A 25,968-nucleotide genomic window follows, 5' to 3' on the forward strand; every position below is an offset into this window, starting at 1 on the left:
CGGCAGCAATACAGCAATATGAAAGATTGATGAATAAAGAACCCAAGAATATTTTTTTAGACAGAGGTTACCGAGGTCCGAAGATGATTAACAATACAACATTGCACACGCCAAAGCCTGATAAAAACATTACAGCAACGAAAAGAAAAAGACACAGTCGCAGAGCCGCAATAGAACCGGTGATTGGTCATCTAAAACACGATTACCGAATGGCAAGAAATTATCTGAAGGGAACAGTTGGGGATGCCATCAATGTAATGTTAGCAGCATCAGCCATCAATTTTAAACGAATGATGAACAAATGGAAAGAGCAACTTGCTTTTTGGGCACTCAAATTTTTGCAACTTTTAAATTTTTATTGCAACAATATTTTTAATCGAACATTGAAAATTACTTTTTGAGGGTTGACTAACTAATAAAGTATCACCTTCCGATAAGTTACCGAAAATTTCCGTTTTATTTCCCACAGAAATCCCATTGCGAACTTCCACCCATTCTGTTTTCCCATCTTTCAACTGGATAACAAAACGTTTTTCCTGATTGGTTACAATTGCAGTAGAAGGTACCATAAAAGAAGGCGTTGACCTGTAAAATGTTAAGATAGCATTTGCAAACATGCCTGGTTTTAATTGATTTTCTTTGTTTACATAAAGAAATTCCCAGATTTCCGTTCTATTAGTAAGATTTAAAGCACCTGATTTTCTGGATAGTTTAGCCTTGAATAAAACATCTGGATAAGCATCGACTGTAAACTTAACAGAAGCGCCTTCTACGTTAGCTGAGACATAAGCCTCCGGTACGGGCAAGCGTAAACGAAGGATACTATTATTTTCTACTATCAAAATAGGATTGGTATTTCCTGTTCCCACCAATGTGCCGGGATCAACATTTCGTTGGGTTACTATACCGTTGAAGGGAGCACGAATTATCAGGTAATTTTTTAATTGTGCATAAGCATTAAGCCTGTATTTTGCAGCTTCTAATGTGGCACTATCTGCCAACATCTGACTTTTGATTCTTTCTATTTCCCCTGCTGCAATTGTACCCTCTACTTTTGCTGCATTCAAGGTACGATTGTATGCATCCAAACTTCCCATATATTTTGACCGTGCTGTTTGAACATCCGAATGATTTTGTGCATAATTGGCAATTATTTCAGGTGCTTCCAAAACCGCTAAAACTTGTCCTTCCTGAACCCAATCTCCAATATCTACTTTCAGGGTTTTAATATAACCGGGTACTTTAGTATATATTTCGGCCTTCTCTAATGGAAGAAATTCGCCGGGGAAGGAAACTTCCTTGTTGAAGGTTTCTTTTTTCAAAATAAAAGCTGCAACTGAATCTGTTGTAGCTGTTGGCATTTGTAATCTGTTTTCTTTGTTTTTACAACCCATTGCAAGTGCAAAAATTGCAATGGTAAAAATCAATATGCCTTTAATATTTTTCATGCTAATGCTGGTTTATAAAGATGAATTATTTGTATTGCCTGCTTCATAGTAAATACTATTCTCGTCTTCGGGGTCAAACGAAGGATTTTTGTAAGGTTGATTCCCAACTACATAAGAATATATCATTGGTAAGAATATGAGTGTACTAACAGCAGAGAATATCAAGCCTCCTATTACTGCTATTGCCAAAGGGGCAGACTGATCGCCACCTTCTCCTATACCCAAAGACATAGGTATCATCCCGGCAATCATAGCAATATTTGTCATTAATATAGGTCGCAAGCGGTTAAACGTAGCACTGATAGTAAAGCCGGATGAAAAATCTCGTTTACGATGGAGTTCTGCATTTGTAACAAACAAAATTGCGTTGGCTACTGCTACACCAACAGCCATAATAGTACCCATATAGGATTGTATGTTTAATGTTTTTCCAGTTAACAATAACAACAATATAGATCCCGCTACTACTGTTGGTATGATGGAAAGAATAGTAAGTGAAAGTTTAAATGACTGAAAGTTTACGGCTAACATTAAAAAAATTACTATAATAGCAATCAATAACCCCGATTGTAGTTCACTCATGGTTTCATGGAGTAATTCTGATTGGCCCCTTAGCATTATTTTTACACCTTGTGGAAGCTGACTTAAAGAGGCTATTTTAACATTTACTTCTTTAAGGGCTGTACCTAAGTCTTTATTATGAATATTGGCAGTAATAGTAATGAAGCGTTGCTGATTAATGCGGTCATATTCACCTGGTGTAGTAATTCTTTGCATAGAGGCAGCATCTCTTAAATAAACAGGGTTACCAATATTGCCCGAAACAGGTACCAGTCCCAGTTGTTCATTACTGTTTATTTTGTATTGCGGGTATTCTATCTGCACCTGATAAGCTATCCCCGAACTTTTATCTAACCAATAATTGGGTTGCGTAAATCGGCTTGATGAAGTGGCTGCCACTGTTGATTTGCTGATTTGATCAACAGTTAACCCTAATTGGCCTGCTTTCACTCTATCAATGTCTATTTTAATTTCCGGGTAATCTAATGGTGTTGCAATTTGAACATCTCTTAAATAAGTAATACTTTTCAATTTATTGTTTAATTTTTCCGCAATTACTCTTGATTGAGAAAGATCTCTGCCCAATACTGCAATTTCAATTGGGTTACTGGAACCTAAGTTTAAAACTTGCTCTACTAAATCACCTGGCTCAAAAGATATTGTTGCATCAGGAAGTGATTGGTGCACTGCTTCTCTCATTTGTTCTTTAAAATTTTCAATACCAATACCTGCCTCTTTATTAAGGTTGAATTTAATTACAGATTCCTGCGGGCCGCTTGTCCATAAGTAAACAAGGTTAATTGGAAAACTAGAAGGTTGTGTGCCAATAAAAGCAGAACTAGCTTCTATATTCCCTTTTGTTATACTATCTGCTAAATGCAAAAGTTTTTGTGTAGCACTTTCAGTTCGTTCTATTCGGGTTCCGGTTGGCATTCTCAACCTAACTTGTGCCTGCCCTGCATCTACTTTTGGAAATATATCCGTACCTATTAATGAAAATAAGATTACTACTAAAACCATTGAACCTAAAACATAAGCCATGGATTTCCATTTTGCTCCTTTAATAAATTGTTCCAGCCAAACAATATACTTATGGCGAAATATTTCAAAGCGACTTTCTCTGTGGCTGCCTGAATGATTAAACTGATTGCCTTTTAATATCCAATTTGAGAATACGGGAATAATTGTATTTGAAATAAGAAATGAGGAAATCATCGCAAAGCCAACTGACAACGACAAAGGAAGGAACATTCCTTCAGGAACCCCACTCATAAAAAGGGATGGTACAAATACTGAAAGAATGCAAAGCAGAATTAGCAGTTTGGGAATAAAAATTTCCCTGCAACCATCAAGAATAGCTTTACCTTTAGATTTACCCATCTCCAAATGCCGATGAATATTTTCAATTGTCACCGTTCCCTCATCCACCAGAATACCAACAGCTAACGCCAACCCTCCCAACGTCATTATATTGATAGTTTGACCAAACAAGTTCAACAATATAATCGCTGACAAAATTGACATCGGAATAGTTAACACAACAATTAAGGCACTTCTTTGGTCGCCTAAAAAAAATAATACCATCAACCCTGTTAGTACGGCTCCAAGAGCACCTTCAAATGAAAGACTCTTTACTGAGTTGATTACATAACCAGACTGGTCAAATTCAGAAGCCACTTTAATATCGCTGGGTACTGCTGCCTGCATATCTGGCAGAGCCGCTTTTACTCTTTGAACCACATCCCAGGTAGAAGCGTCTGAGCGTTTGGTAACAGGGATGTAAACGGAACGTTTGCCATTTACCAAAGCATAACTTGTAGTTATATCTGAACCAATATTTACACTGGAAATATCCCGAATGTAAACAGTTGGCCCTGCGCCTATCCTAATGGGCACATTTGCCAATTCCTGCACATTATTGACAACTGCATTCTGAGACGTAATTAAAGTTTTGTCTCCCTCTCTTATATTACCAGCAGGTGTAATGCTATTTGCTTTTGCTAATGCCTGAACTATCTCATCAGGTGAAAGATTATATTCCCTTACTTTATTTGGATCAACATTTACTATAACTGTTTTCTGATTGCCACCAAAAGGAGGTGGGGCAGATACTCCCGGAAGCGTAGCAAACATAGGCCGTACCCTGAAAAGTGCAAGATCAGATATCTCACCTAATGTTCTGGTTTTAGAAGTAAAGACCAATTCTCCAACCGGCACACTTCCCGCATCAAAACGGGTAATAAATGGCGGCACGGTTCCTGGTGGCATGAAGGCTTTTGCCCTATTTACATAACCTACCACTTCTGCCATTGCCTGGCTCATATCAGTGCCTTCATTAAATTGTATTTTAATGAGCGCTGCTCCCTGAATAGATTTCGATTCTACAAACTTAACACCGGTTACGTATAAAAAATGATATTCGTAATAAGAAGTAACAAAACCTTCCATTTGTTCTGGTGATAATCCGCCATAAGGTTGAGCCACATAAACAGTTGGCAATCCTAACTGAGGGAAAATATCGACCCTCATTTTTTTAATAGCCAAATATGAAAAAAACAGGATAGCTAATATAACTACTACAATAGTAACGGGTTTTTGCAATGCTCCTTTTAGTAAATTCATAATTTGTTTTTAGTTAGCCTGATTGATAAATAAGTTAATGTCTCCATTCACAGCTGCTTTATATAAGAAAGCTTTCCAAACGCTCATGTATGAAAGCTTATAATCTATTTCTGCCTTTATCAAAGCATATTGGGCCTGCATAAAATCTGAAATTGTAGCAAGGCCAGACTGGTAACGGGATTGCATAGAATTGTATGAAAACCTGGCAGATTCTAAAAACAAAGGGCTTTCTTTTGCAATGGCAAATGCACTATTGAGAGAAGTATCTGCCAATGCATTTTGTTTTTTCAATTGCAATTGAATTTCGTTAAGTTTTTCCTGATTTGATTGTATCAGAAAGTCCTGTTGCTGCAACTGTGGTCGAATTCTTGCAGATTGTAAAAGCGGTAAGCTTATCTGTAAACCTATACCGTAATTTATACTTTGAAAACCCAAGCCTTCTGCAGCTTTTACCGTACCATTGTATGCAACACCAGAACCTCTTGCATAAAGTGTACTCCATGTGCCCAAGGTTGGCATAGTAGTTTTTGAAAGTACCTTCTTACGGGCAAAACCGATAGCAATATTGGAGTTGTATAAATGAATCAGTGGATTTTTAACTGAATCGGCACTAAAATTTGTGACAGGAAGTTTGGAAAAGAAAAAAGTATCGGCAACAGTAACATAATTATCTGTTGCAAGTAGCTGTGTTAAATAGATGAGGGTTTGTTCTTTGTATTTTTGACTGTTCAGTAATTCAACTTTTGATTTTGAATTTTCGGCCTTGAATAATTCGGTATCAACACCAGGCCTTATACCATTTACAACAAGCGATCGAACTGCCTGTAGATTTACCTCTGTTCTTTGTAAATTATTCTGATACACTTTTACCAACTCTGCAGCCGTTATTACATCAAGATAGGCATCGATTACTTTTATTTTGTGTTGAAATATTTCATTTTCGGCATCAGCATTGGCGTATTGCAAGCCTGCTTTAGCAAAATCAATCTGAGCTTTTCGCTGACCGAATGTGATGGGCTGCCAATTAAGCAAAAGGCTTGTAGCACTCCCAAATACACCATTCATATTATTCGAGGAAGATGGCGGCCCACTGATAGGCATAATAAATTGCGGATATGCCATACCGGTAATATTATTGTAAGTGGCATAGTCTACTTGGTAGGATGCATCTATAGAAGGAATCAAAGTATTCTTGCTTATATTTATACCTTCTTGGGCAGCTTTAACATCCAAGATTTTCGATTTGAGTAAAGGATAGTTTTTTTCTGCCAATTGCAACAATTGCGGCAGTGTTGTTTGTGGTTGCTGTGCAAACCCTTCAAGGTGCAGCAGCAGTAATAGCAAACAATAACTAATTTTTACACTTTTATATAATTTCATTATATATATTTAAATTTATTTTAATTATTAAAGAAGTCCTGCACCCAAAGCAATGGCAATAAGAAAAAGCATAATAGCTATTGTTACCTGTATAAACTTTAGGGTAATTTTTTTAAGAATTCTTTTACCAATTAACGAACCAGTTAATGCAGCAAATGTTGCTGCATTAACATAACTCAAATTTTCATGGAGGCTGGTTTCTGAAAATCTCGTTGCGTATACAGAAAGCCTTGTGGTATCTACAAAAACAGATAAGACTGCCGCAGATGCAATGAATGCTTCTTTTGTTAAGCCTGATTTAATTAAAAAAGCGCTTCTTAATGCTCCCAGAAGGCCGGAAAGTCCGCCAAAAAAACCACTTAGTAAACCACCAATTGGCAGCTTGTTTCTGCTAAACTGGATGGCCTTTAAAGATGGGATAATGTTGAACAGTGCAAAGCCGATAAGCAAACTTGCAATGATTAATTTTACAGGCTTTACCTCAAATATTTTTTCACAAATAGTATAGGAATAAAGGTCAGGAAGATTTGAAATATTCATCAGGAGCCATGCACCTGCTAATGATGCAAGTGTTGCAGGGATACCAAATCGAATCAAAACTGTTTTATCTGCACTTTTACCAACCATTCCTGCGATAAGAATATTATTGAAAAAATGAACTATTCCAACTAATGTAATAGCTACCTCTACCGGAAAGAAAATCATAAATACTGGGGTAAGGATAGTACCTAAACCAAACCCGGAAAAAAAAGTAAGTATAGCTACTATAAATGCAGCTACTGATAAAATAATCATTTCCATTTTTGTTTTTCAATTTGTTTATCTATCGACCATTTGCCACCTCCTTTGATGATTAAGAAAATATTTCCCAAAAACATTGACCAGTCTGTACGGCTATCATGCAACATTGACCAGAAGCCATTATTGTGTAAAAGTTCTGCTTTTGTAGTTGCAATTGAAACGAACATGATAATGAGTAAAGGAATAGCTGCCAACCTTGTAAACAGACCTATTAAAACCAGTGTGCCGCAAATTATTTCGAAACTGCCCACAAACGGACCTAAAAAATCAGGATTGGGTAAACCTATTTTTGCGAAACGGCCTGCGCCCAAAGCATCTGCATATAAAAATTTCTGTATCCCTTCCGAAAGAAATACTGTTCCCACCATTAACCTGATAATAATTGTAGTTGTTGCATTATCTGAATGAATGATTTTATAAAACATAATTATAAAATTTATTTTATTTGTAATTAAACAAACACATAAAACCAAAATCCATATGAAGTTGCATATGGCAATGCATTAAAGTTAATCCCGGATTATCTGCTGTAAAATCAAGATGCATTTCTTGAAAACCACCCAACATAACAACATCTTTTATAATACCTTTTGTTGACTTACCTCCAATTCTTGTAATCTCGAAACTATGCCGGTGTAGATGCATCGGATGAATATCATCTGAAGCATTTCGCATGTGCAAACGATACCGCTTCCCTTGTTGCAGATGAAACATAGGCGACATATCCATCATGTTAAAAGCAACACCGTTTATAGTCCATCTATTAAACCCATTTTCAGCAGCATTTTGTTTAGCAAACAACAAATTTATTACCTCATCAGGCGGACTTACTATTCCACGATCATTCCCAAAAATTGTATAATCCCATTTAAATGGTGCCGGTGTTTTCCATTGTGGTTTCCCTGTATGGTTTGCATATTCTATCACAATACCCATACCGTTACTTCTGTCATCATCAGACAAATCGCCCATAACCCATATACCAGGATTTCTCATCTCTACAATTGCAGATATTCGCTCAGCGGTACCCAGCCATAACACAGGAACTTGTCGTGGATTTGGTACCGGGTTCCCGTCCAAAGCCACCACTTTAAAACTATGACCTGGCAATGCAAGGCTTCTGATTTCAGTGGCACTCCCATTAAGTATATGGAATAGTACTCTTTCGCCCTCCTTAACACGAATAGGCTCACCATGACCGAGCTGATGGCCATTGATAGTAAAAATATTATACCCAACTTCATACCCTTTTGTTTTAATTGGAGATTCCTTTTCGGCTTTTTCCTGTATGGCTGCTAAATTGGGAATTGATTCACCAGTGAGGAAATCCATAGCCATATCGCCGCCCCGCATAAAGTAAGGCTCAAACTCCTTAAGTATAATAAATGCTTCACGATCATAATTGCCAGGTTCATTTTTTGGTTCAATATAAACAGGGCCCACCTGCCCGGAGTATTGCCCGACATTTAAATTAGCTCCAGCTACCAAGTGCGTATGATAAAACCTAAAACCGGCTGGTGTTGGTACAAAAACTTCGCGGCGCATCCCATGAGCAGGGATATAAGGGGTGCCTTCTTCTGCAGCACCATCAACATCAGTAGGCAAAAACTGTCCATGCCAATGCAATTGTTCAGGTGTATCAGTATCATTATAAATATCTACTATTGCCTTTTGCCCTTCTTTAAAGCGCAATAAAGGACCTGGAAACTCTCCATTGTATGTGGTTGTAGAAATAATATGCTGTGTGCCTACCTCTACCAAACCTGTGCCGATATGAATTGTATAATCTGCTTTTTCATCCTGTAGTGTTACATCCTTTGCTTCTGACGAAAAGTTGTGGCTACTAGGTTCACTAAATACTAAACTACTCATTGGCAAATTACTTGCAATGGGTATTGCTAACCCGGCTGATTTAATAAATTTTCTACGATCCATAACTTAATTTTTTAAATTAGTCAAGCCAACTAAGAAATGAATTGCTTACCGCAGACAATACAAGTAAAATAAATATTTTAAAGTATTGTTCATTATGATTTTTAGGGTGTGAAAAACAATTTATCCCTTAACAAAGATGGTACATGAAATTAATTAAGTATGGTATATTTGAAAATACTGTGGCACTGGGGTTACTGGCTTCGAAAAGTCTGTGGGGTATACCCAGTATAACGTTTGAAATATTTAACGAAATGAGAAGGGTCGTTAAAGTCTAAGGTAAAGGAGATTTCAGAAACGGTATTATCGGTATAAATTAATAAGCGTTTAGCTTCACTGATTATGTGTTCTGCAAGTACTTCTGCTGCGGACTGATTTACAGCTTTGCGGCAGACTGCATTAAGGTTTTGCGGAGTTGTATTTAACAAGCCTGCATAGTATGCTACATTGTTTTTTATTTCCTTGTTTTGCGAGAGTAGTTCCATGAATGATTGAAAGATATCTGCCTTTACTTTCACGTTATTAATAAGTGGCTTAGCCACTTCTAATATTTTTGCTAACAGGGCTTTTAGCAGTCCTTCCACAACAGGAAATCGGTTTTCATTTGTTGTATCGTTTTCTTTGGTGAGCAACTGAAAGAGTTGATTAATGGTGCTGGTATCTTTTACCTGCAAACTAGAAAAACTGCTTACTTTAGTCAATAATGCTTTCAGTTCTACATCAAGGCTCTTATCTATAAAACCTTTTTTTAAAATTAATACATACCCTTCAGGCACCGTGCGTAAGTCCCAATAATGCACCTGTTCCTTGCGCACAAAGAAGATAACGGGTGGCTGTACTTTGTATTTGGTATAATCAATAGCATGCGTGCCGCTACCTTTTGAAAGGTAAATGATTTCAAAATAATTATTGTGTTTGTGTGGTTCAGTTTTCCTAATCTCCTTCTTAAACAGTGTGATCTTAATTAACTTGTCTGTTTCACTTTTATCTTTTATGTTGATTTGAAATGTCATAAATATTATTATAATCGGGCTATCATTGTCTATCACTCAGCAATGACCAAAAATTGAAAAAAATAATACCCCCCGATTTTCAAACACTGCAACAAGGTAGCAAAAAGATAACTCCATAATCAATAAACACCCGGATAATTTATCGGTTTCGTTCAACAGGCGGCTTCATTGTTAGCGCTACGCACACAACGAAGCCTTAGTTATTGTAGGCAGTACTGTCAATACGTTCTACAATTGAAAGTCAAATTACCCGCAGCAGCTTTATAACGCTTGAAATTAATGATAACCGTATCACCATACCAGTCCATTTTTAACAATGTGTCAATCTTTCCACCTTCCAATTTGATGTTATTTATTACAAACGGATTATCACTATATCCGCTGATTGATATTTCCAATAAAGTTGGATGCAGCAATTTAGATTGAAAATAAAATGATGTATCCTTTAAGTTGCTCAAACGAAATGTCGTAAATTCATTTTGGTTACATCCATAATTTAATGCAATTATTGTAAAACCTATAGGAATAAGCTTCTTCATATAATTTATTAATTTGTTGGAACTAATTGTGTAACTCCAGGTATTATCTGACTATTTGCATCTAATGGGTCAAGTCTTCGCAGTTCACCGTTTTGGACTTTTTGCATAAGGTTGATTACTAATGCTTCTTTAAAAAAATGTCCTACTTGACCTTGAGTTTGTAAGTAAACAAATTGGTCTCTACCAACTTGATACAATTGTTAAACAAGTCCATTTGATTTTCCAGTAAAGGGTTATTAGGTATAAGTTCATGTGCATCCCCTAGTTGCTTAGCTAAAGCAACTCCTAAAACTTTTGCATTCAACCCACTGAACAATGCGTGTCTAAATGTGTCCCCATTTCCATTGTGTACAGAGTTTTGATACAAGTCCTGTGCTTTATCTAATGCATATTTGGCATTATACAAATATTGCAATTGATTTATTCTTGACAAGTTATCAAAAATTTGCAATTCCTGTGTTGACATTTGATTGCGATAATCATTTTCAAATTGAAGGATTTCAAATGTTTCAGGATAATTTGAAGGATCAAAATCGGGATCATATCCCCCACCGCCACCCCCGCCCGTCCACCACTAACTCCAATCAGGTTCAGTGGGGCCGCCACCAATTATTCCTCCACCCGGATTCCAGGGAAAATAAGGATAACCTGTTCCATAATCCCACCAATTGCCATTGGTATTTCCGGTGCCACCAACACCATCTATAATATTATCCTTGGGTGTTGCACAATTACAACTTCCCCTTCCTGTGGGTGGAGTGGTGGGCAGTTGCTGATTGAAAATATGGACTGTGATTTTTCTCGTTTGCCTGAATTGCATAAATACTTTTTTTGTAGGCAGTACTTTACCACCTTTCAATTTCTAAAACTTTAATATTTTTCCACTTGCCGTTTTGTTTGTTAAATAAATACACCTTAGTATATCCTGCCTTTGATGATTCAGAAATTGTTAAAGTAATAATTGCTCTGTCATTTGAAACGAAAGGTCTGTAAAATCTTATCTTACCAACCATTTTACTACAACGGTTTTTGTTTATTTGTTCAACAGTAAATAAGTTAAATCTTCCTGTCTTTTTTAACTTTGTTAACTCTATTTTATCTATACTCAAGTCTGCTCCGTCCAAAAAGAGTTTTTCAAAATCAGTTATTTTTTCACTGCGTAACATATTTTGAATTGACGAGGAAAGTTCAGTAGGCATACCTAAAGTCGTATCAATTTCTATACAGAGATTTTCTAACTTAAGTTCATTTAATGTATCGTTGGGGATTTGAATTAAACGCCCTGTTCTATATGCAGCCGTATCGACCAACTGCAAAAAATTGTCATTTACCAATTCGTAAAAGGTTTCCTTGGAACTCACTTTGCAACCGATGATGCAGAGTATAAAAATGACTAAAATTAGAATCATTCTCATATTAAAAGTATTGACTAAATTTAAGGACTACGGTACCTGCATTATCATCATCAACAATAACGTTAAAAGCATCTCTTTCGAAACCGTAACCAAAATCATAGACGCCTTCGCTAATGTTATTTTGTGTTGTTCCGAGGTGTATATATTCATGCAATATTGTTACAGCTAACAAAAAAGCAGTAGCTTCCTGTGTACTTTGCAAGTATGCTTGTTCAAGCCCACGTACATAGCTTGCCCTAATGTGGAGAGTTTTATTACCATTATTTTTATTGTAAAAACCGAATCTACCAGTCATTTCTTCAACTTTGATAGTTGGTCCTTGTCCAATGGTTAAATGATTCAGAATTTTTTGTTTACTAAAGCCTGAATACGTTTGTAATGCATTTAAAACCTTTGGATTATTTTTTACGAACGTTTTTAGATTCTTTACCATATCAGTAAATCTCGGGTAATTAGTTTCATAATTATCGGCTGGGTCAAATTGAAAATCAGGTTCGTTTAATGGGTCAGGGTCATTGAAACTAGTTCCATCGTCACCTATGAAAGTCCACGTAAATGGCGGCACAGCATAGTCGTTGTAAGATGGGATGTAAGAACCGCCACCCCCACCCGTCCACCACCAACTCCAATCGGGTTCAGTGGGGCCGCCACCAATTATTCCTCCACCCGGATTCCAGGGAAAATAAGGATACCCCGTTCCATAATCCCACCAATTACCATTAGTATTTCCGGTGCCACCAACACCATCTATAATATTATCCTTGGGTGTTGTACAATTACAACTTCCACCACCTGTACAATCAATAATGATGGTTAAAGTTACAGAGTAACTTTCTGTAATGTATATTGTATTCCCATCAAGGGTAACTTCTAATGAATACGAAATCGTAACTTCTATGCTCATTTCACAACTAACACTCGCCATTGTTCCATTCAATGATTGCGTGCTATTGTTCTTTGGAACATAAAATGCTATATCACTAAGGCAGCTTTTAACAATGTTGAACTTAGTGTATCCCTCTGAAAATATATATATTTAAATGAAATATAATATTTATATAATATAAATTTTTCTAATCAAACCAAATCCTGTCTATTAAAAAAAAAGGCTTTTTATTAAAAAATGGTAAATCGGAAATCAATACAGCACGAATACAAATTATTTTGCCCTTGTTTTGTTCTTCATACAACACATTATATATACAATAATCATTGTCTTTATATGGCAAATAGAGTAAATTATTGCTTCCTAACGGAATAAAAGAAATAGCAGTTTTATAATCTTTTGAATGAATAACTTTTTTTGATTCTAATTTCTTCAAGATATTTTTTTGAGAAATTTTCCCTAACGAATAATAAATTGCTTTAAAATAAATAGTATCATTTTTTTTTAAATGTTTATAAAAAATTGCAGTATCTAACTTTATATCACTTACACATTGCCCCATGGTATAAACTGAAATTAAGAAACCAATTATAATAAAGATAAACTTCATAAATAATTATTTTAATATAAATAAACAGGAAGTTGACTGTAGTATTCAACTCTACGTTAAAATTATTTACTTTTTCTTATCATTGTAACAATGTAATCATTCAATCCACTTGCATAATCAGTTTGTGATTTCCCTTTGATAAGTCCAGTTAATTCATTATAGTAAAGTTTATTTTCTGGATTAGCTCCTTGATTAGGATTTCCAGAGGCATTATCAAAAAAAGTGAAATATTTACCTTTAGAATCTGAACCTGCACCGATTATTACTACAAAATGATCTGTTGTATTATCAGTATTTGGATTAGAGGATCCTGGTTTATCATCAACACCTACTATAACAGGTATTCCTCTTTGAAGTGCTGACAATAAATACCCAACACCGTTTTTGGCTGCACTAATATTTACGCCATTTGCTGCTGTATAAATTTGAATAGTTTGACCTGGATCTGAATAATTTGAAATTTTATACCCCATTTTAGAAATTTGTGCTTTTGCATAATCCATACAATTTCTTCTTATACCTGGTGTACCCCACCCAACGAATTCACTTACAGGTATAACATTTGAAATAGTGGGCCAACTTTGCGAATTAGGATCATATTCAATATATGGCGTATTATCATAATCGCCTTGTGTATTGTTATCTTCATCGCCCGAATAATTATCAAAAACTGTTTTAAAATCATAATTTGATGCACCCCCACCCGTCCACCACCAACTCCAATCGGGTTCAGTGGGGCCGCCACCAATTATTCCTCCACCCGGATTCCAGGGAAAATAAGGATACCCCGTTCCATAATCCCACCAATTACCATTAGTATTTCCGGTGCCACCAACACCATCTATAATATTATCCTTGGGTGTTGTACAATTACAACTTCCACCACCTGTACAATCAATAATGATGGTTAAAGTTACAGAGTAACTTTCTGTAATGTATATTGTATTCCCATCAAGGGTAACTTCTAATGAATACGAAATCGTAACTTCTATGCTCATTTCACAACCACCACCCACCATTGTTCCGTTCAATGATTGCGTGCTATTGGCGCTGTTATTCCTTGTAGCATGAAATGCTATCTCCACATTTTTTATTTTGCCCGATACAGGTGATTCAATAGTAATTCCATCCCGATTATTTACCGTTTGCTCAAAATAACCAAAAACTGCCTGCGTATTTAATAAATTATTTTTTGCAATTGAAGTTTTTGGTCTGATTGCATTTAATGAATCCCGATTATACAACCGGTAAGTATATAAACTATCATTGTGTTTATAAGCCACTATGTATGACTGTATGGTATTAGTATTTTGCGCTTGTAATGGTATAAAAAATATGCCCTGACTGCCTTCGGTTTTATTACTTTGCGTGTATTTTACAGTGTTACCTGTTGCATTAACCCCATAAGTAGATAATTGATTACCTGAGTTAGAATGATTGCTGCTATATATTACTTTGTCCCATCTCGGTATCCCATTTTTCCTTACAAACGCAGGTAAAAAATGAAACATACTATCCTGCCTTCTAATATCAGCAGCTAATTTTTTTATGGCAATGTCCGCTGTAGTACCGGTATTAAAAAACTGTTGTTGTAATTGCGCATAATTGGGGCTTTTTATATTGGGCAAACTGTCATATTTGCGGCAACCAAACAAAAAACTAACCATGATAAAAAGCATAAAAAGATAACAATTGCTACACCATTTGTAAGCCCTATTGGTAACATTTTTGACTAATTGCGTGTTTCGCAAATGCTGCGGGGAGGGAGGGGTAATCAATACTTTCATAGTAAATTGATTTTAGTTATGTTAAAAATAATTAAATTTTAATAGAAATAAAATTATTTTTATATTTTTTTAAGTTTTTTCTACCCAATAACCAACCTTTATCCGGGCAACTACGACTCAACAGCATTGCGCAACGCTGTTGAGTCGAATAGGTATCGAAGCAGTATGGAACTCCTACACTATGAAATGAATGGATGTTCCATAGGTTCCGACGGTTGTAGCTTTAGCGTACCTCTGGCAATTCTTTCCAGCGGGAGGTATAGCGGGGGCTGCGCAGTTCCTGGCGCATTTTCCAATTGCGGCCGGTTCCACCGGCCGCAAAATGCAACACATCATTCCGCATACTTCCATTAATATTATCCATTACCTCCATTAATTTACCATTGGCATTACCGGTTGCCGGTACAAATAAATTGCCGGGTGGGGCTTCAGCTGGTATAATACCACTTAACAGCACCCCTGCTTTCTTGTATATTTTGCCGGGTGCATACAACTGCCCGGCTAATTGTAAAGCAGGCTTTATTAGCTCATTTGTATTAGCAGTAGCATTGGGCAATACCACTGAAGCACTTACCGAAGAACCATGCCTAAAATGGGCACCCGGTAACTGCTCAGCCTTATATACCATAAATACAGTAATAACCGATGCCACACTTTTTTGTCGGCGCAACTTTTCGGCAGCACGGGCTATATAAGTTGCCACTGCCTCTTTTACCTGCTGTAATGCTGTAACAGGTACACCAAACATGCGGGTAGTAGCAATCATTTTTTTGGTAACCAATTCATCGCCCAGCCCAATAGCCGGTTCGCCATTTAGCTCTTTTAATAACCGGGCACCCACAACCCCACCCAACTGTTTGCGTACCCAATTTTCGGGCATAAGGCTTAGTTGCAGCGCATCATAAATACCAAAACTGTTCAACTTTTCGGCATAACGGCGGCCAATACCCCAAATATCGCCTACCGGTGTTTGTGCCAGTGCCTGCTGTATCACTTGAGGCGTGTCTAACACATACACACATTGGGTGGCTTGTTTATTTTTTTTGGCTATATGGTTGGCCATTTTACTCAGCACTTTAGTAGGGGCAATACCCACCGATACTGAAATACCCGTCCACCGCTCTACTGTTTTCCGTATGTGCAAAGCCAATGCTTTATAATCGGTAGTCCTCCAACCCGATAAGGCTAAAAAAGCCTCATCTACCGAATACACTTCCGTATTTAGTTCGCCCACCAAAAAGCGTAGGGTATCCATTACCCGCTTACTCATATCGCCATATAAATTGTAGTTAGATGAAAAAGTGGTTACCCCATATTGTTCAATCAATGGTTTGGCTTTAAAATAAGGGCCGGCCATTTCTACCCCCAGCCGCTTAGCTTCATCGGTTCTACTAATAATACAACCATCGTTATTGCTAAGCACTACTACAGGCCGGTTCCATAAATCGGGCCGAAACAAACGTTCGAAACTGCAATAAAAACTATTGCAATCAACAATGGCATACCATGTATGAATGCTTTTTAAATTATTGGCTGCCGAAGTTTCAGGCATTACATTATTGGCTTGCATTGTATTCATACCACAATAAAAACAAACGGAATAATAAAATAAACAAACACCCGATACCCATTGCCCGGAACGATGAAGTGATTGCGACGCAACCGGCGATGCCACGAAGTACCACCGCCGGTACCATAAATTATAACAAATGAAATTTACATAGCGGTACCTGATTGCCGTAATTGGGTTTGTATTTTAATAAAACCCATTCTGTTGCCGTAAAAGCAGCATAAAATACCTGTTGTGCATAATGGGTTATGGCTTTGCGATACACATTGGGTGGCAATGCTGCAGCAAGAGGTATATGGGGGCGCTGTATGATTTGCATTTTTGGAAAGCCATTATCCAAAATATAATTGGCTATGGGCTGTAATGCCTGTACCCATTGCCCAAAAGCCATATACTCTTGCAGCCGCACATACACGCTATGTTCAGGCATACCACTGTAATTGTTAAAGGTTAAGGGCAACGACCGCAGTATGCCTGCAATACGATGCAGGTAACGCAACAATGTGTCTTCTAAAGCTTCATCGGCTTTAAAACTCGCCATGATTAAACGGGGCGTACTGCATACATATCCATATTGCGCCGTAAAAAACGCCTGCTGCTGCAACAGCATCTGGGTAATACAATCAGGTAATACAACACACAAACTGTACTGATACACCGTTTGTTGAAGGGTGCCCACAGGGGCTACAGGTAAATGAACGACATCCATAAAACAAATTTTTTTATACCAACAAATTTAGCATAAAATTGCTAAATAATTTAGTTAACTGCAAAATATATTTTATGATAGATAATATAGCGTACACACCTGCCTACCGGGGCAGTAAAGACTTTACCCAACACCAGGTACCTACTGCCAATGCCAATGGTCTTAGCGCTGCAGCCGATGATTATATGGAACGGGGTATTGACCTGAATGAACAACTGATTATGAACAAACCGGCTACCTTTTTTTTCCGTATGAACGGTGATGCCATGACGGAGGCCGGCATTCATAGTGGCGATGTATTAATTGTTGACCGAAGCGTTGCTATAGCCTCAGGTAAAATAATTGCAGCCGTGGTGAACGGTGAGCTATTGGTGCGGAGGCTGCAGTTAAACTTTAACCATGCTACCTTACTGGCCGAAAACAGTCGTTACGCCTCTATTGAAATTACCGAATTTAGTGAGCAGTACATATGGGGTGTAGTTACCTGCGTTATTCATATTTTAGAAAAGGGGTTATTATCGGGTGGCACTGTTGGCAAAACAAACAGCAATAACAAAAAAGGCATTCATTATTAATATTGTAGCCGGCTACTGCTTTACCATGTAGCTGTTGTTGCGTCGCACACTTGTACGGCAACAACACAAAGCGCACACACAAATACTAACGTATATCAGCTGACGTAATGAACGGTAGTTATCTGAAATGCGATTCATTCAACTATTTAAACTAAAAAGTATGATAAATAATAACCCCAATCAACATCCTGCACCGGCAAAAAAAGGGGCAGCCATACAGTACCTAAAAGGCAGGGGCGCCCAAATAAACACGCCCAACCATTTTTTACAAAATAATACAGAAAAATTACATGTTGAGGCCATAGACGATTGGGAAATAACAGGCAGTGCTACACAATACATGATAACACAGTCAACCGGTATTGTAAACAAAGTAGATAGTCCCGATGTGGGTATGTGGTACAGTATGAATCCGTACCAGGGTTGCGAACATGGCTGTATTTACTGCTATGCCCGTAATGTGCATGAATATTGGGGCTACAGCGCAGGTATTGATTTTGAAAGTAAAATATTGGTGAAACAAAATGCCCCCGAACTGTTACGCAAATTTTTAATGAAACCCGGTTGGCAATGCCAGCCCATTTCACTCAGCGGCAATACCGACTGTTACCAGCCGGCTGAACAAAAATTTAAACTTACCCGGCAATTGCTACAGGTTTGCCAGGCTTTTAACCAGCCGGTAGGCATTATTACCAAAAACGCTGCCATACTGCGCGATATTGATATTTTAAAAAATATGGCTGCTAAAAATTTAGTGAGTGTATTGGTGAGCATTACCTCACTCAACGAACAACTGCGCAGCGTAATGGAGCCACGAACTACTACTGCGATGCAGCGTTTGCGTATTATTGAAACATTGAGCAAGGCCGGCATACGGGCGGGTGTAATGCTGGGGCCAATGATACCCGGCTTAAATGAACACGAAATGCAAAGTATTATGGAACGGGCAGCAGCAGCAGGTGCCAGCTTTTCGGCCTATACATTTATACGCCTGAATGGTGCAATAGCCACGCTATTTCATGACTGGCTATTTAAAAATTTTTCCGACAGGGCCAATAAAGTGTGGCATTTAATAGAACAGGCACATGGCGGTAAAGTAAATGACAGCCGGTGGGGTATTAGAATGCGGGGCGAAGGCCCCATTGCTGCCTTGGTGCAACAGCAATTTAACACCTACAACCACAAATATGGACTGAATGCAGAAAAATGGCATTTATCCACCCAACATTTCAACAGGCCCGGTACACAGGGTACTTTATTTTAAGATTGGGCATGAAATTATCAAAAAGATATATCCGTTTTTCCACATTTGGCCATTGTCTGAATAGCTACCGTTATCTTTATACTGAAAATAAATAGCATCATTTTTGCATCCATTCTATAAAAACAAAGCCGAATGAAAATTACTTTTTTCTCTACACAACCTTACGATAAAGAATTTTTCATAAAAGGAAATACCCATTATGGTTTTGAATATACTTTTTTTGAAACGCATTTAGGTCCACACATTGTGCAGGCTTTAGAACCCACCGATGCCATTTGTGTGTTTGTAAACGATAAGGTAAATGCAGCAGTAATAGCAGTTCTGGCACAAAAAGGCGTAAAAGTAATTGCACTGCGCTGTACCGGATTTAATAACGTTGATTTAGAAGCAGCAAAAGCACACCAAATACGCGTATGCAGGGTACCGGCCTATTCGCCTGAAGCAGTGGCAGAACATGCATTGGCCATGATTCTTACCTTAAACAGAAAAACACATAAAGCCTATAACAGGGTACGTGAACAAAATTTTTCGATTAACGGATTGCTTGGCTTTACCATGAAAGAAAAAACAGTAGGGGTAATTGGAACAGGACATATTGGAGCTGCTTTTTGCACCATTATGACGGGCATGGGTTGCCGGGTACTGGCTTATGATATACAAACCAACCCAAAACTGGCTACTATGGGCATAACGTACCTGCCATTGGCTCAGGTGTTTGAACAGTCAGATATTATTTCACTACACTGCCCGCTTACGCCACAAACACATCACCTCATTAACATGACAACTTTGCAAATGATGAAAAAAGGCGCCATGTTAATTAATACCAGTCGTGGCGGATTAATTGATACAGATGCTGTAATTGCAGCCCTAAAACAACAACACCTGGGTTATTTAGGCATTGATGTATATGAACAGGAAGAAAATATATTTTTTCGTGATCTCTCAGAAAACATCATTACCGATGATACATTGCAACGTTTAATGGCTTTCCCAAATGTATTGGTAACAGCACATCAGGCGTTTTTTACAAAAGAAGCATTGGAAGAAATTAGCCATATTACTTTAACCAATGTAGATGCATTATTGCACCATAAAAATTTTACGAACCAAACAGCGTTATTAGTATAAATACTATCAATACATTAACCTTTACCATTAATTTTACCGCATGAAGGCACTACTGAAATATAGCTTGGCATTTATAACCGTACTCTTTATTTTTATGGCATGTACCAAAGAGTATAGTTTTGAAACCGGAAAAGGATACAGTGGTACCGCTATTGGCTCTCTGCAAGATACGGCCGGTAATTGCCAAAATGTATATGTAAATGGTACTTACCTGGTAGATAGTGTGTTAACAGATAGCAATTATATTGTGGTTACAGCCAATATTATTTCGCCGGGTAAATATTATATTTTTACTGATACCGTAAATGGCTTTTGGTTTTATGATTCGTCTATTGTTTTATCAACCGGTACCCAAACTATTAAGTTAAAAGGTTATGGCAAACCTATTTTACCTATTGATGCTAATTTCACCGTTACTTTTGGCAGTTCGGTTTGCCAGTTTACCATACCCTACAACACATCAGTAATAGGCAACTATTTTCCCACCACCGTTGGCAGTTACTGGACGTACAGCGACAGCCAGTTAAATGATACCATTTCTACCCATGTACTTCCTATTGTAGCCACTGTTACCAATACAGGGCAATCGTATGCCGTTTTTACAGACCGTTTGGGCGATACATCGCTATACAGAAGAAGCGGCAATACTTATTATACTTATGGATTGATATATCCTGATAGTTCATCAGGACCAGTAGAATATCCTTTTTTAAAAGCAGGTGTACCGACAGGAACCAGTTGGGACTCACCCATTGTTACAGCAAAAGTAGGCAGCCAATCTATAAAAGTAAAATACCATTTTACACTGTTAGGCAGTGGTTTAACAGCCAGCTATAATGGCAATAATTTTACCAATGTTATTAAAGTGCAATTAGATATACAGGCACTGGTACCACCTACCATTAACTATATGCTACAGCACAAACCTCTTATTTTTATTATGCGAAAGGAGATGGGCTTATTGCTATAGAAGTACCCGGCAGTACCACAGTAATGCCCTATAATTCAACCATTACACAATGGAAAGTAAATTAAAAATGATACTGCCTCTTTTCAATGAATGATACTATTGTACTAAAACAATTGTCGCAAGATTTAATTGATACCTTCAAACCCTTCCAGAGCAGAAAACTGGTACTATAAACTGTTTGTTTTTCAGTAACCATTTTAGATTTAATTTCGGAATGGTTTTACTTCTTCGGTTGCAGCAGCATTTTGCTGGGCATCCTGTTTCTTGTTGAAAAATTTATTTTGAAAAAGCAGCAAAATAATCACACCTACCGAAATAGAAGCATCGGCAATATTAAATACCGGTTCAAAAAATTCAAACCGTTCCCCCCCCCATACCGGGAACCATTTGGGATAATAGGTATCTACCAATGGGAAGTACAACATATCTACTACTCTGCCATGTAAAAAATGAGCATAGCCTGAACCGAAAGGCACTAATTTTGATACATTTTGTGAAAACACATCGCTGTTATCAAATATCAGCCCATAAAACATACTATCAATCAAATTACCCAATGCACCGGCATAAATTAATACTGCACAAATTATAAAACCATTATGGTATTGTTTTTTGATAAAATCTCTTAATAAAAAAGTACCCCACACTACTGCAACCAATCTAAATAAAGTTAAAATAATTTTTCCAAACCCTCCACCAAATTTCCATCCCCAAGCCATTCCCTCATTTTCAACAAAATGCAAGCGAAACCAACTACCAATTACATTGTGTTCCTCACCCGCATAATAATGCAGTTTTATATAAAATTTCAAAGCCTGATCGGCCAGAATGATGGCGGCTATCAGAATAATGACTTGTTTAGCTTTCACTGATTTTATTTTAAAGCGACAAAGATATAAGAATTGACTCTGTGATGGTAAATGATACATTTACTTAAGCTATCCATTTGCCAATAACTGGCAGCTTTTGCATTTCTCTGCGTTCTATTCTTAACACAAAAACAACAAAAGCAAGTAATAATGCAGTGGCAAAAGTATAGCTGAATAAAGTTTTGGTAATATATGCCGTTATGCTGTTATGCAGAAAAAACAATAAAACGGCAATCACCATATATGCCATTAATTTCTTCCAGGCATAAGGCACCCGATATTTTTTTTGTCCCCACACATAACTAATAATCATCATACTTCCGTAACAGGTAAAAGTTGCCCAGGCACAGGCCATAAAACTATAATGTGGAATAAAAATGTAATTAATTAGAATAGTGATGGCTGCGCCGGCTAATGTTATCCAGGCACCGGCCATGGTTTTATTGGTAACCTTATACCAAATACTGAGGTTATAATAAATGCCCAAAAACATATTGGCAAACAATAAAATGGGTACTACTTTTAATCCTGCCCAATACTTAGGACCGATAAAATGTTTCCATACCGGCAAATACAGTGCTACCACTAAAAACATTACAGAAATAATGATTACAAAAAATTTCATTACCCGGGCATATACCTTTTGCGGATTTTCGCTTTCGGCCTGTTTAAAAAAAAATGGTTCTGCACCCATTCTAAAAGCCTGAATAAACAAGGTGATTAAAATCGATAATTTATAGCAGGCATTGTAAATACCCACCTGTTCTTCTCTAAATGTTTCACTACCGGGTAACCACCAACGCAACATTAATCTATCAAAGGTTTCATTAATCATTCCACCCATGCCTGCAATCACTAACGGCATGGCATATATCATCATTTGTTTCCACAACCGAACATTAAACTTAAATTGTATTTTAACAATCTCTTTTGACAACAACAGCAATGTTACTGCCGATTGTACCACATTGGCAAATACAACATATACTATAGGATTGGTTTCAGGATTAAATACCAACACTACCCAACTTCCTTTAGGATGCTGCATTTGTTGCGGACAATACACTATAAAAAACCAGGTAATTAAAATATTCAATACAATGCCACTGATTTTTACAAATGCAAATTTCAATGGCCTTTCTTCCTGACGCAATTTGGCAAATGGAATGGTAGATAATGCATCTAAACTGATTACAATGATACTTAGTTGAACAATCGCCGGAAAGCCACTTAACCCTGTTACATTTCCTAAAACAGACTGATTCATCCAAAGTATTACTGAAAATAAAATGGTTGAAAAGAAGATCGATAATGCTGCGGTATCATAAATAATGGCTTTGTTTTCATCTTTCGAAGAAAAACGAAAATATGCCGTTTCAAAACCATAAGTAAATAACACATTTAAAATGGGAATAGCCGCATAAATTAATCCCATTTTTCCATAATCGCTGGTTTTGGCCAGTCCATAGGTTAATAGCGGGGTTAAAAGATAGTTGATAAACCTTGCGGCAATAGAACTTACCCCATACCACATGGTTTGTCCGGCTAATTTTTTGATACTGCTCAATAGTAATCCTTTTTATTGGGCGCTAAAATAACGAATCGATTACAGTAAGCACAAAGGTTTAGCAAATAGTTTAACAGTTCCATTTAATGCACATGCATAAAAGGAGGTGTAATGGTGTATCCGGGAGGAGCAAATCGCGGATCTTTTAAAAATGAACTATCCGTTAATGTATATAAAAAAGCGGTTAATTGTCCAATTTCATAATTCGATAAAGGCAGTTTGTTCCGTAATAAACTATCCGTAGTGGGGCCTACTATCATTGATTTTCGGTAATGATCAAATACATTAATTAGAAAAAAGAAACGTCCGTCATGCCCATAAGGCTGGGTAACAGCCACATTGCGCAGGCTGGGCACTTTAAACTTCAATGAATCGGCCGGATTACCGGTAATTTTCATACGGCCCATATCCTGCAGCACATCATCTGCCGGCAGTCCGGTATTGCGATAAGAAAAGTCGGTAAACAAAGGTTCTTTATGACAACTCGCACATTTTTGTTTAAAAATAGCATGGCCTAAACTTTCGGGTAAATTAAAATGAGCTTCACCACGCATTACTTTATCATATTTACTGTTGCTGCTCACCAGCATTAACTCAAACTGACTCAACGCCTGCATAATACGCTTAGTATTAATTTCTTTACTGCCAAATGCTTGTTTAAACAGAACCGGATATTCAGGATCGGAATTTAATTTTTTAATAATATTTTCTATACTTTCTGCCATTTCATTCGGTGCAGTAATAGGCGCCAGTGGCTGTGCATCTAAATGATTAATACCCCCATCCCACATGAATGCTTTTTGCCAGGCTAAGTTTTGCAATGCAGGGGCATTCCGGGTAGTAAGTGAATTATCATAGCCATGACTTAAATTATGATCGTAAGTAGCAAATGCTGCAAACTGTTGGTGGCAACCGGCACAGGGAAAATTACCATCCTTACTCAATCTTCCATCATAAAATAATTTTCTACCCAATTCAAAACCCTGGACGGTTAAAGGGTTTTCTTTAAAATTATACACAGGCTGCGGCCATCCGGGTGGTATTTTAAATACCAACGGTGTAGGCTTACTGCTATAAATGGTAAAACCGGTTGCAAATACAACAAACAATATAATGGTTAATATGGTTATTTGCCACTTCATTTACTTTACACACTTTCCTTTTGTACAATTATTCAACATGGATGATATGAAACATTTGCGCATAATTATCCGCTATTTGCATGGCCAACTTACCAGGCGAATGGCAAATAGGATGTTCTTGAATAGACAAAGGATGCGGCTTATTAAACCATGCCAATACATCTGCCCCTATGTTAATTTGATGCACCGATTTTTTTTGTGGAAGGTTGAAATGAATAACCCGCAAAGCATTTTCATTGTGTTTATATCCGCCAATATGGTAAGTTACATAATGCGCCGGCGCTTTTGATGCAGGTGAATTACCTTCTAATTTTGCAAAAATGTAACCGGTATTCCAAGTCCAGAACATACCCCGCATAGGATCTAACGAACCGGTTTGTATACCACTTACATTTTTAATACTATCTACCCCAACCGTAAATGTAATAGAAGCAATATGTTGTGGCTTAACCGGTAGGTCAATTGCTTTAAAGGCCGCATCTGTAGCATTAATTAAATAATATTCATTTTTCAATGGAATTTCATGGCCATTATCATCTTTCAGCTGAATATGGCTTATGTAAAAAAGAAAGTTCCGAAATGTAACCGGCTCATTCAAAGCGGTGTGGTAGGTACTATCTAATAACACCAAAGGTTGTTGGCCGGCCAAAGCTACAAACTTCAACTGCAGGCTTTGTGCATACAATACCCATACACACATGGTACAAAAAACAAACAGTAAAAATTTTTTACACATAACTTCTTTATTCAGTATCGTTATTGAAATATTTTTTGCGCATCAATTTTAGGTTAGCCCTTTTTTGTTTGGCCATTGCTTTTCTTTGCTTAGAAACTGCAGTAGGTGTAGATGCAATACGTGCTTTTTTCTTCACCAATGCTGCATTTACCCAATCATTCATTTTTTGAATTACTAATGCTTTATTCTCTAACTGACTTCTTGCCTGCTGCGATTTTACTAATAAAAATCCTTCCTTGGTTATTTTGTGTTGTAAATGCCTGTTAATTTGCTGTTTCTGTTCTTCGGTAAACAATGCAGATTGCATTACCGGCCATCTGCCCTCTACCATTGTTTCTACTTTATTTACATTTTGGCCACCTTTGCCGCCACTGCGGGCAGTAGAAAAAATTATTTCATCCTGAATATTTATCTTCATATTCCAGTAAAGTTAAAACTTAA

Annotated in this window: 25 protein-coding genes and 1 pseudogene; 5 read left to right on the top strand and 21 right to left on the bottom strand. The window is 37.2% G+C overall.

The genetic code is table 11. From position 1 onward, the window contains the following. Positions 1-401: transposase (locus JK139_RS01915; RefSeq protein WP_218330456.1), on the top strand; the 401-nt coding region annotated here is incomplete at its 5' end. Here JK139_RS01915 and JK139_RS01920 read toward each other — a convergent pair. The 16 genes from JK139_RS01920 to JK139_RS01995 all read right to left on the bottom strand — a co-directional run bounded on the left by JK139_RS01920 (position 348) and on the right by JK139_RS01995 (position 17,273). Continuing rightward, entirely contained in the window at positions 348-1,448 is a 1,101-nt protein-coding gene (locus tag JK139_RS01920; RefSeq protein WP_218330457.1) for an efflux RND transporter periplasmic adaptor subunit, read from the bottom strand. The genes JK139_RS01915 and JK139_RS01920 overlap by 54 nt on opposite strands. A 12-nt stretch (positions 1,449-1,460) precedes the next feature. Then, positions 1,461-4,631 carry an efflux RND transporter permease subunit gene (locus JK139_RS01925; RefSeq protein WP_218330458.1) on the bottom strand — a complete coding sequence of 1,057 codons (3,171 nt, stop codon included), beginning with the start codon at positions 4,629-4,631 and terminating at the stop codon, positions 1,461-1,463. 9 nt (positions 4,632-4,640) lie between these two features. Beyond that, positions 4,641-6,011: a TolC family protein gene (locus JK139_RS01930; protein WP_075051730.1), complete on the bottom strand. Its 1,371-nt coding sequence runs from the start codon at positions 6,009-6,011 to the stop codon at positions 4,641-4,643. Between the two features lie 27 nt (positions 6,012-6,038). After that, entirely contained in the window at positions 6,039-6,812 is a 774-nt protein-coding gene (locus JK139_RS01935; RefSeq protein WP_075051729.1) for a sulfite exporter TauE/SafE family protein, read from the bottom strand. After that, positions 6,803-7,237 carry a DoxX family protein gene (locus JK139_RS01940; RefSeq protein ID WP_074418633.1) on the bottom strand — a complete coding sequence of 145 codons (435 nt, stop codon included), beginning with the start codon at positions 7,235-7,237 and terminating at the stop codon, positions 6,803-6,805. Before JK139_RS01940 ends, JK139_RS01935 begins: the two co-directional genes overlap by 10 nt. Positions 7,238-7,253: 16 nt before the next feature. After that, a complete protein-coding gene (locus JK139_RS01945) occupies positions 7,254-8,747 on the bottom strand; it encodes a multicopper oxidase family protein (RefSeq protein WP_074418632.1) in 1,494 nt (497 codons plus the stop codon). A gap of 191 nt (positions 8,748-8,938) precedes the next feature. Continuing rightward, positions 8,939-9,757: an AraC family transcriptional regulator gene (locus JK139_RS01950; protein ID WP_075051728.1), complete on the bottom strand. Its 819-nt coding sequence runs from the start codon at positions 9,755-9,757 to the stop codon at positions 8,939-8,941. Between the two features lie 218 nt (positions 9,758-9,975). After that, positions 9,976-10,296, bottom strand: a complete 321-nt coding sequence (locus JK139_RS01955; RefSeq protein WP_218330459.1) for a hypothetical protein — start codon at positions 10,294-10,296, stop codon at positions 9,976-9,978. A 142-nt stretch (positions 10,297-10,438) separates the two neighbouring features. Further along, entirely contained in the window at positions 10,439-10,762 is a 324-nt protein-coding gene (locus JK139_RS01960; RefSeq protein WP_218330460.1) for a DUF6973 domain-containing protein, read from the bottom strand. A 108-nt stretch (positions 10,763-10,870) separates the two neighbouring features. Next, a complete protein-coding gene (locus JK139_RS01965; protein ID WP_218330461.1) occupies positions 10,871-11,116 on the bottom strand; it encodes a hypothetical protein in 246 nt (81 codons plus the stop codon). A 25-nt stretch (positions 11,117-11,141) separates the two neighbouring features. Then, positions 11,142-11,711 carry a hypothetical protein gene (locus JK139_RS01970; RefSeq protein WP_074419553.1) on the bottom strand — a complete coding sequence of 190 codons (570 nt, stop codon included), beginning with the start codon at positions 11,709-11,711 and terminating at the stop codon, positions 11,142-11,144. A 1-nt stretch (position 11,712) separates the two neighbouring features. After that, a complete protein-coding gene (locus tag JK139_RS01975; RefSeq protein ID WP_081298691.1) occupies positions 11,713-12,636 on the bottom strand; it encodes a hypothetical protein in 924 nt (307 codons plus the stop codon). A gap of 148 nt (positions 12,637-12,784) precedes the next feature. Continuing rightward, positions 12,785-13,207 (bottom strand): hypothetical protein, encoded by a 423-nt coding sequence (locus tag JK139_RS01980; RefSeq protein ID WP_074419555.1) that lies wholly within the window; start codon positions 13,205-13,207, stop codon positions 12,785-12,787. A 62-nt stretch (positions 13,208-13,269) separates the two neighbouring features. Beyond that, positions 13,270-14,994: a hypothetical protein gene (locus tag JK139_RS01985; protein WP_218330462.1), complete on the bottom strand. Its 1,725-nt coding sequence runs from the start codon at positions 14,992-14,994 to the stop codon at positions 13,270-13,272. A gap of 223 nt (positions 14,995-15,217) precedes the next feature. Continuing rightward, entirely contained in the window at positions 15,218-16,573 is a 1,356-nt protein-coding gene (locus JK139_RS01990) for a Y-family DNA polymerase (RefSeq protein ID WP_218330463.1), read from the bottom strand. Between the two features lie 121 nt (positions 16,574-16,694). Next, the gene (locus JK139_RS01995) at positions 16,695-17,273 is read right to left on the bottom strand and encodes a hypothetical protein (protein WP_218330464.1); all 579 of its coding nucleotides are present in this window, start codon (positions 17,271-17,273) and stop codon (positions 16,695-16,697) included. A 74-nt stretch (positions 17,274-17,347) separates the two neighbouring features. Between JK139_RS01995 and JK139_RS02000 the strand changes: the two genes are divergently transcribed. From JK139_RS02000 to JK139_RS02015, 4 genes are all read left to right on the top strand, one after another. After that, the gene (locus JK139_RS02000) at positions 17,348-17,848 is read left to right on the top strand and encodes a LexA family protein (RefSeq protein ID WP_074419597.1); all 501 of its coding nucleotides are present in this window, start codon (positions 17,348-17,350) and stop codon (positions 17,846-17,848) included. Between the two features lie 160 nt (positions 17,849-18,008). After that, on the top strand, positions 18,009-19,112 hold the full coding sequence (locus JK139_RS02005) for a PA0069 family radical SAM protein (protein ID WP_218330465.1): 1,104 nt from the start codon (positions 18,009-18,011) through the stop codon (positions 19,110-19,112). A gap of 132 nt (positions 19,113-19,244) precedes the next feature. Continuing rightward, complete coding sequence (locus JK139_RS02010; RefSeq protein WP_218330466.1) at positions 19,245-20,243, top strand: 2-hydroxyacid dehydrogenase; 999 nt, start codon at positions 19,245-19,247, stop codon at positions 20,241-20,243. 40 nt (positions 20,244-20,283) lie between these two features. Next, entirely contained in the window at positions 20,284-21,213 is a 930-nt protein-coding gene (locus JK139_RS02015) for a hypothetical protein (RefSeq protein WP_218330467.1), read from the top strand. 203 nt (positions 21,214-21,416) lie between these two features. Here the strand turns inward: JK139_RS02015 and JK139_RS02020 are convergent, their stop codons facing one another. The 5 genes and pseudogenes from JK139_RS02020 to arfB form a co-directional block, all read right to left on the bottom strand. Further along, positions 21,417-22,082: a lipoprotein signal peptidase gene (locus JK139_RS02020; RefSeq protein WP_317196285.1), complete on the bottom strand. Its 666-nt coding sequence runs from the start codon at positions 22,080-22,082 to the stop codon at positions 21,417-21,419. Positions 22,083-22,146: 64 nt separating this feature from the next. Continuing rightward, entirely contained in the window at positions 22,147-23,649 is a 1,503-nt protein-coding gene (locus tag JK139_RS02025; RefSeq protein ID WP_074419812.1) for a lipopolysaccharide biosynthesis protein, read from the bottom strand. An 83-nt stretch (positions 23,650-23,732) separates the two neighbouring features. Next, a complete protein-coding gene (locus JK139_RS02030) occupies positions 23,733-24,791 on the bottom strand; it encodes a cytochrome-c peroxidase (protein ID WP_218330469.1) in 1,059 nt (352 codons plus the stop codon). Positions 24,792-24,819: 28 nt separating this feature from the next. Continuing rightward, positions 24,820-25,527, bottom strand: a complete 708-nt coding sequence (locus JK139_RS02035; protein ID WP_218330470.1) for an MbnP family protein — start codon at positions 25,525-25,527, stop codon at positions 24,820-24,822. A 7-nt stretch (positions 25,528-25,534) separates the two neighbouring features. Further along, positions 25,535-25,924 (bottom strand): annotated as a pseudogene (arfB, locus tag JK139_RS02040) (alternative ribosome rescue aminoacyl-tRNA hydrolase ArfB); the annotation flags it as partial. Positions 25,925-25,968 lie beyond the last annotated feature (44 nt).

The sequence above is a fragment of the Hydrotalea lipotrueae genome, assembly GCF_019249625.1.
Lineage (GTDB): Bacteria > Bacteroidota > Bacteroidia > Chitinophagales > Chitinophagaceae > Hydrotalea > Hydrotalea flava.

What these genes read in the sequence shown, in the direction of transcription:
- JK139_RS01935 (WP_075051729.1), bottom strand. Translation starts at nt 6,812, where the DNA reads ATGGAAATGATTATTTTATCAGTAGCTGCATTTATAGTAGCTATACTT.
- JK139_RS02010 (WP_218330466.1), top strand. Translation starts at nt 19,245, where the DNA reads ATGAAAATTACTTTTTTCTCTACACAACCTTACGATAAAGAATTTTTC.
- JK139_RS02005 (WP_218330465.1), top strand. Translation starts at nt 18,009, where the DNA reads ATGATAAATAATAACCCCAATCAACATCCTGCACCGGCAAAAAAAGGG.
- JK139_RS01985 (WP_218330462.1), bottom strand. Translation starts at nt 14,994, where the DNA reads ATGAAAGTATTGATTACCCCTCCCTCCCCGCAGCATTTGCGAAACACG.
- JK139_RS02000 (WP_074419597.1), top strand. Translation starts at nt 17,348, where the DNA reads ATGATAGATAATATAGCGTACACACCTGCCTACCGGGGCAGTAAAGAC.
- JK139_RS01920 (WP_218330457.1), bottom strand. Translation starts at nt 1,448, where the DNA reads ATGAAAAATATTAAAGGCATATTGATTTTTACCATTGCAATTTTTGCA.
- JK139_RS01990 (WP_218330463.1), bottom strand. Translation starts at nt 16,573, where the DNA reads ATGAATACAATGCAAGCCAATAATGTAATGCCTGAAACTTCGGCAGCC.
- JK139_RS01970 (WP_074419553.1), bottom strand. Translation starts at nt 11,711, where the DNA reads ATGAGAATGATTCTAATTTTAGTCATTTTTATACTCTGCATCATCGGT.
- JK139_RS01940 (WP_074418633.1), bottom strand. Translation starts at nt 7,237, where the DNA reads ATGTTTTATAAAATCATTCATTCAGATAATGCAACAACTACAATTATT.
- JK139_RS01925 (WP_218330458.1), bottom strand. Translation starts at nt 4,631, where the DNA reads ATGAATTTACTAAAAGGAGCATTGCAAAAACCCGTTACTATTGTAGTA.
- JK139_RS01965 (WP_218330461.1), bottom strand. Translation starts at nt 11,116, where the DNA reads ATGCAATTCAGGCAAACGAGAAAAATCACAGTCCATATTTTCAATCAG.
- JK139_RS01995 (WP_218330464.1), bottom strand. Translation starts at nt 17,273, where the DNA reads ATGGATGTCGTTCATTTACCTGTAGCCCCTGTGGGCACCCTTCAACAA.
- JK139_RS01930 (WP_075051730.1), bottom strand. Translation starts at nt 6,011, where the DNA reads ATGAAATTATATAAAAGTGTAAAAATTAGTTATTGTTTGCTATTACTG.
- JK139_RS01975 (WP_081298691.1), bottom strand. Translation starts at nt 12,636, where the DNA reads ATGGCGAGTGTTAGTTGTGAAATGAGCATAGAAGTTACGATTTCGTAT.
- JK139_RS02035 (WP_218330470.1), bottom strand. Translation starts at nt 25,527, where the DNA reads ATGTGTAAAAAATTTTTACTGTTTGTTTTTTGTACCATGTGTGTATGG.
- JK139_RS01980 (WP_074419555.1), bottom strand. Translation starts at nt 13,207, where the DNA reads ATGAAGTTTATCTTTATTATAATTGGTTTCTTAATTTCAGTTTATACC.
- JK139_RS02015 (WP_218330467.1), top strand. Translation starts at nt 20,284, where the DNA reads ATGAAGGCACTACTGAAATATAGCTTGGCATTTATAACCGTACTCTTT.
- JK139_RS02030 (WP_218330469.1), bottom strand. Translation starts at nt 24,791, where the DNA reads ATGAAGTGGCAAATAACCATATTAACCATTATATTGTTTGTTGTATTT.
- JK139_RS01950 (WP_075051728.1), bottom strand. Translation starts at nt 9,757, where the DNA reads ATGACATTTCAAATCAACATAAAAGATAAAAGTGAAACAGACAAGTTA.
- JK139_RS01945 (WP_074418632.1), bottom strand. Translation starts at nt 8,747, where the DNA reads ATGGATCGTAGAAAATTTATTAAATCAGCCGGGTTAGCAATACCCATT.
- JK139_RS01960 (WP_218330460.1), bottom strand. Translation starts at nt 10,762, where the DNA reads ATGTCAACACAGGAATTGCAAATTTTTGATAACTTGTCAAGAATAAAT.
- JK139_RS01955 (WP_218330459.1), bottom strand. Translation starts at nt 10,296, where the DNA reads ATGAAGAAGCTTATTCCTATAGGTTTTACAATAATTGCATTAAATTAT.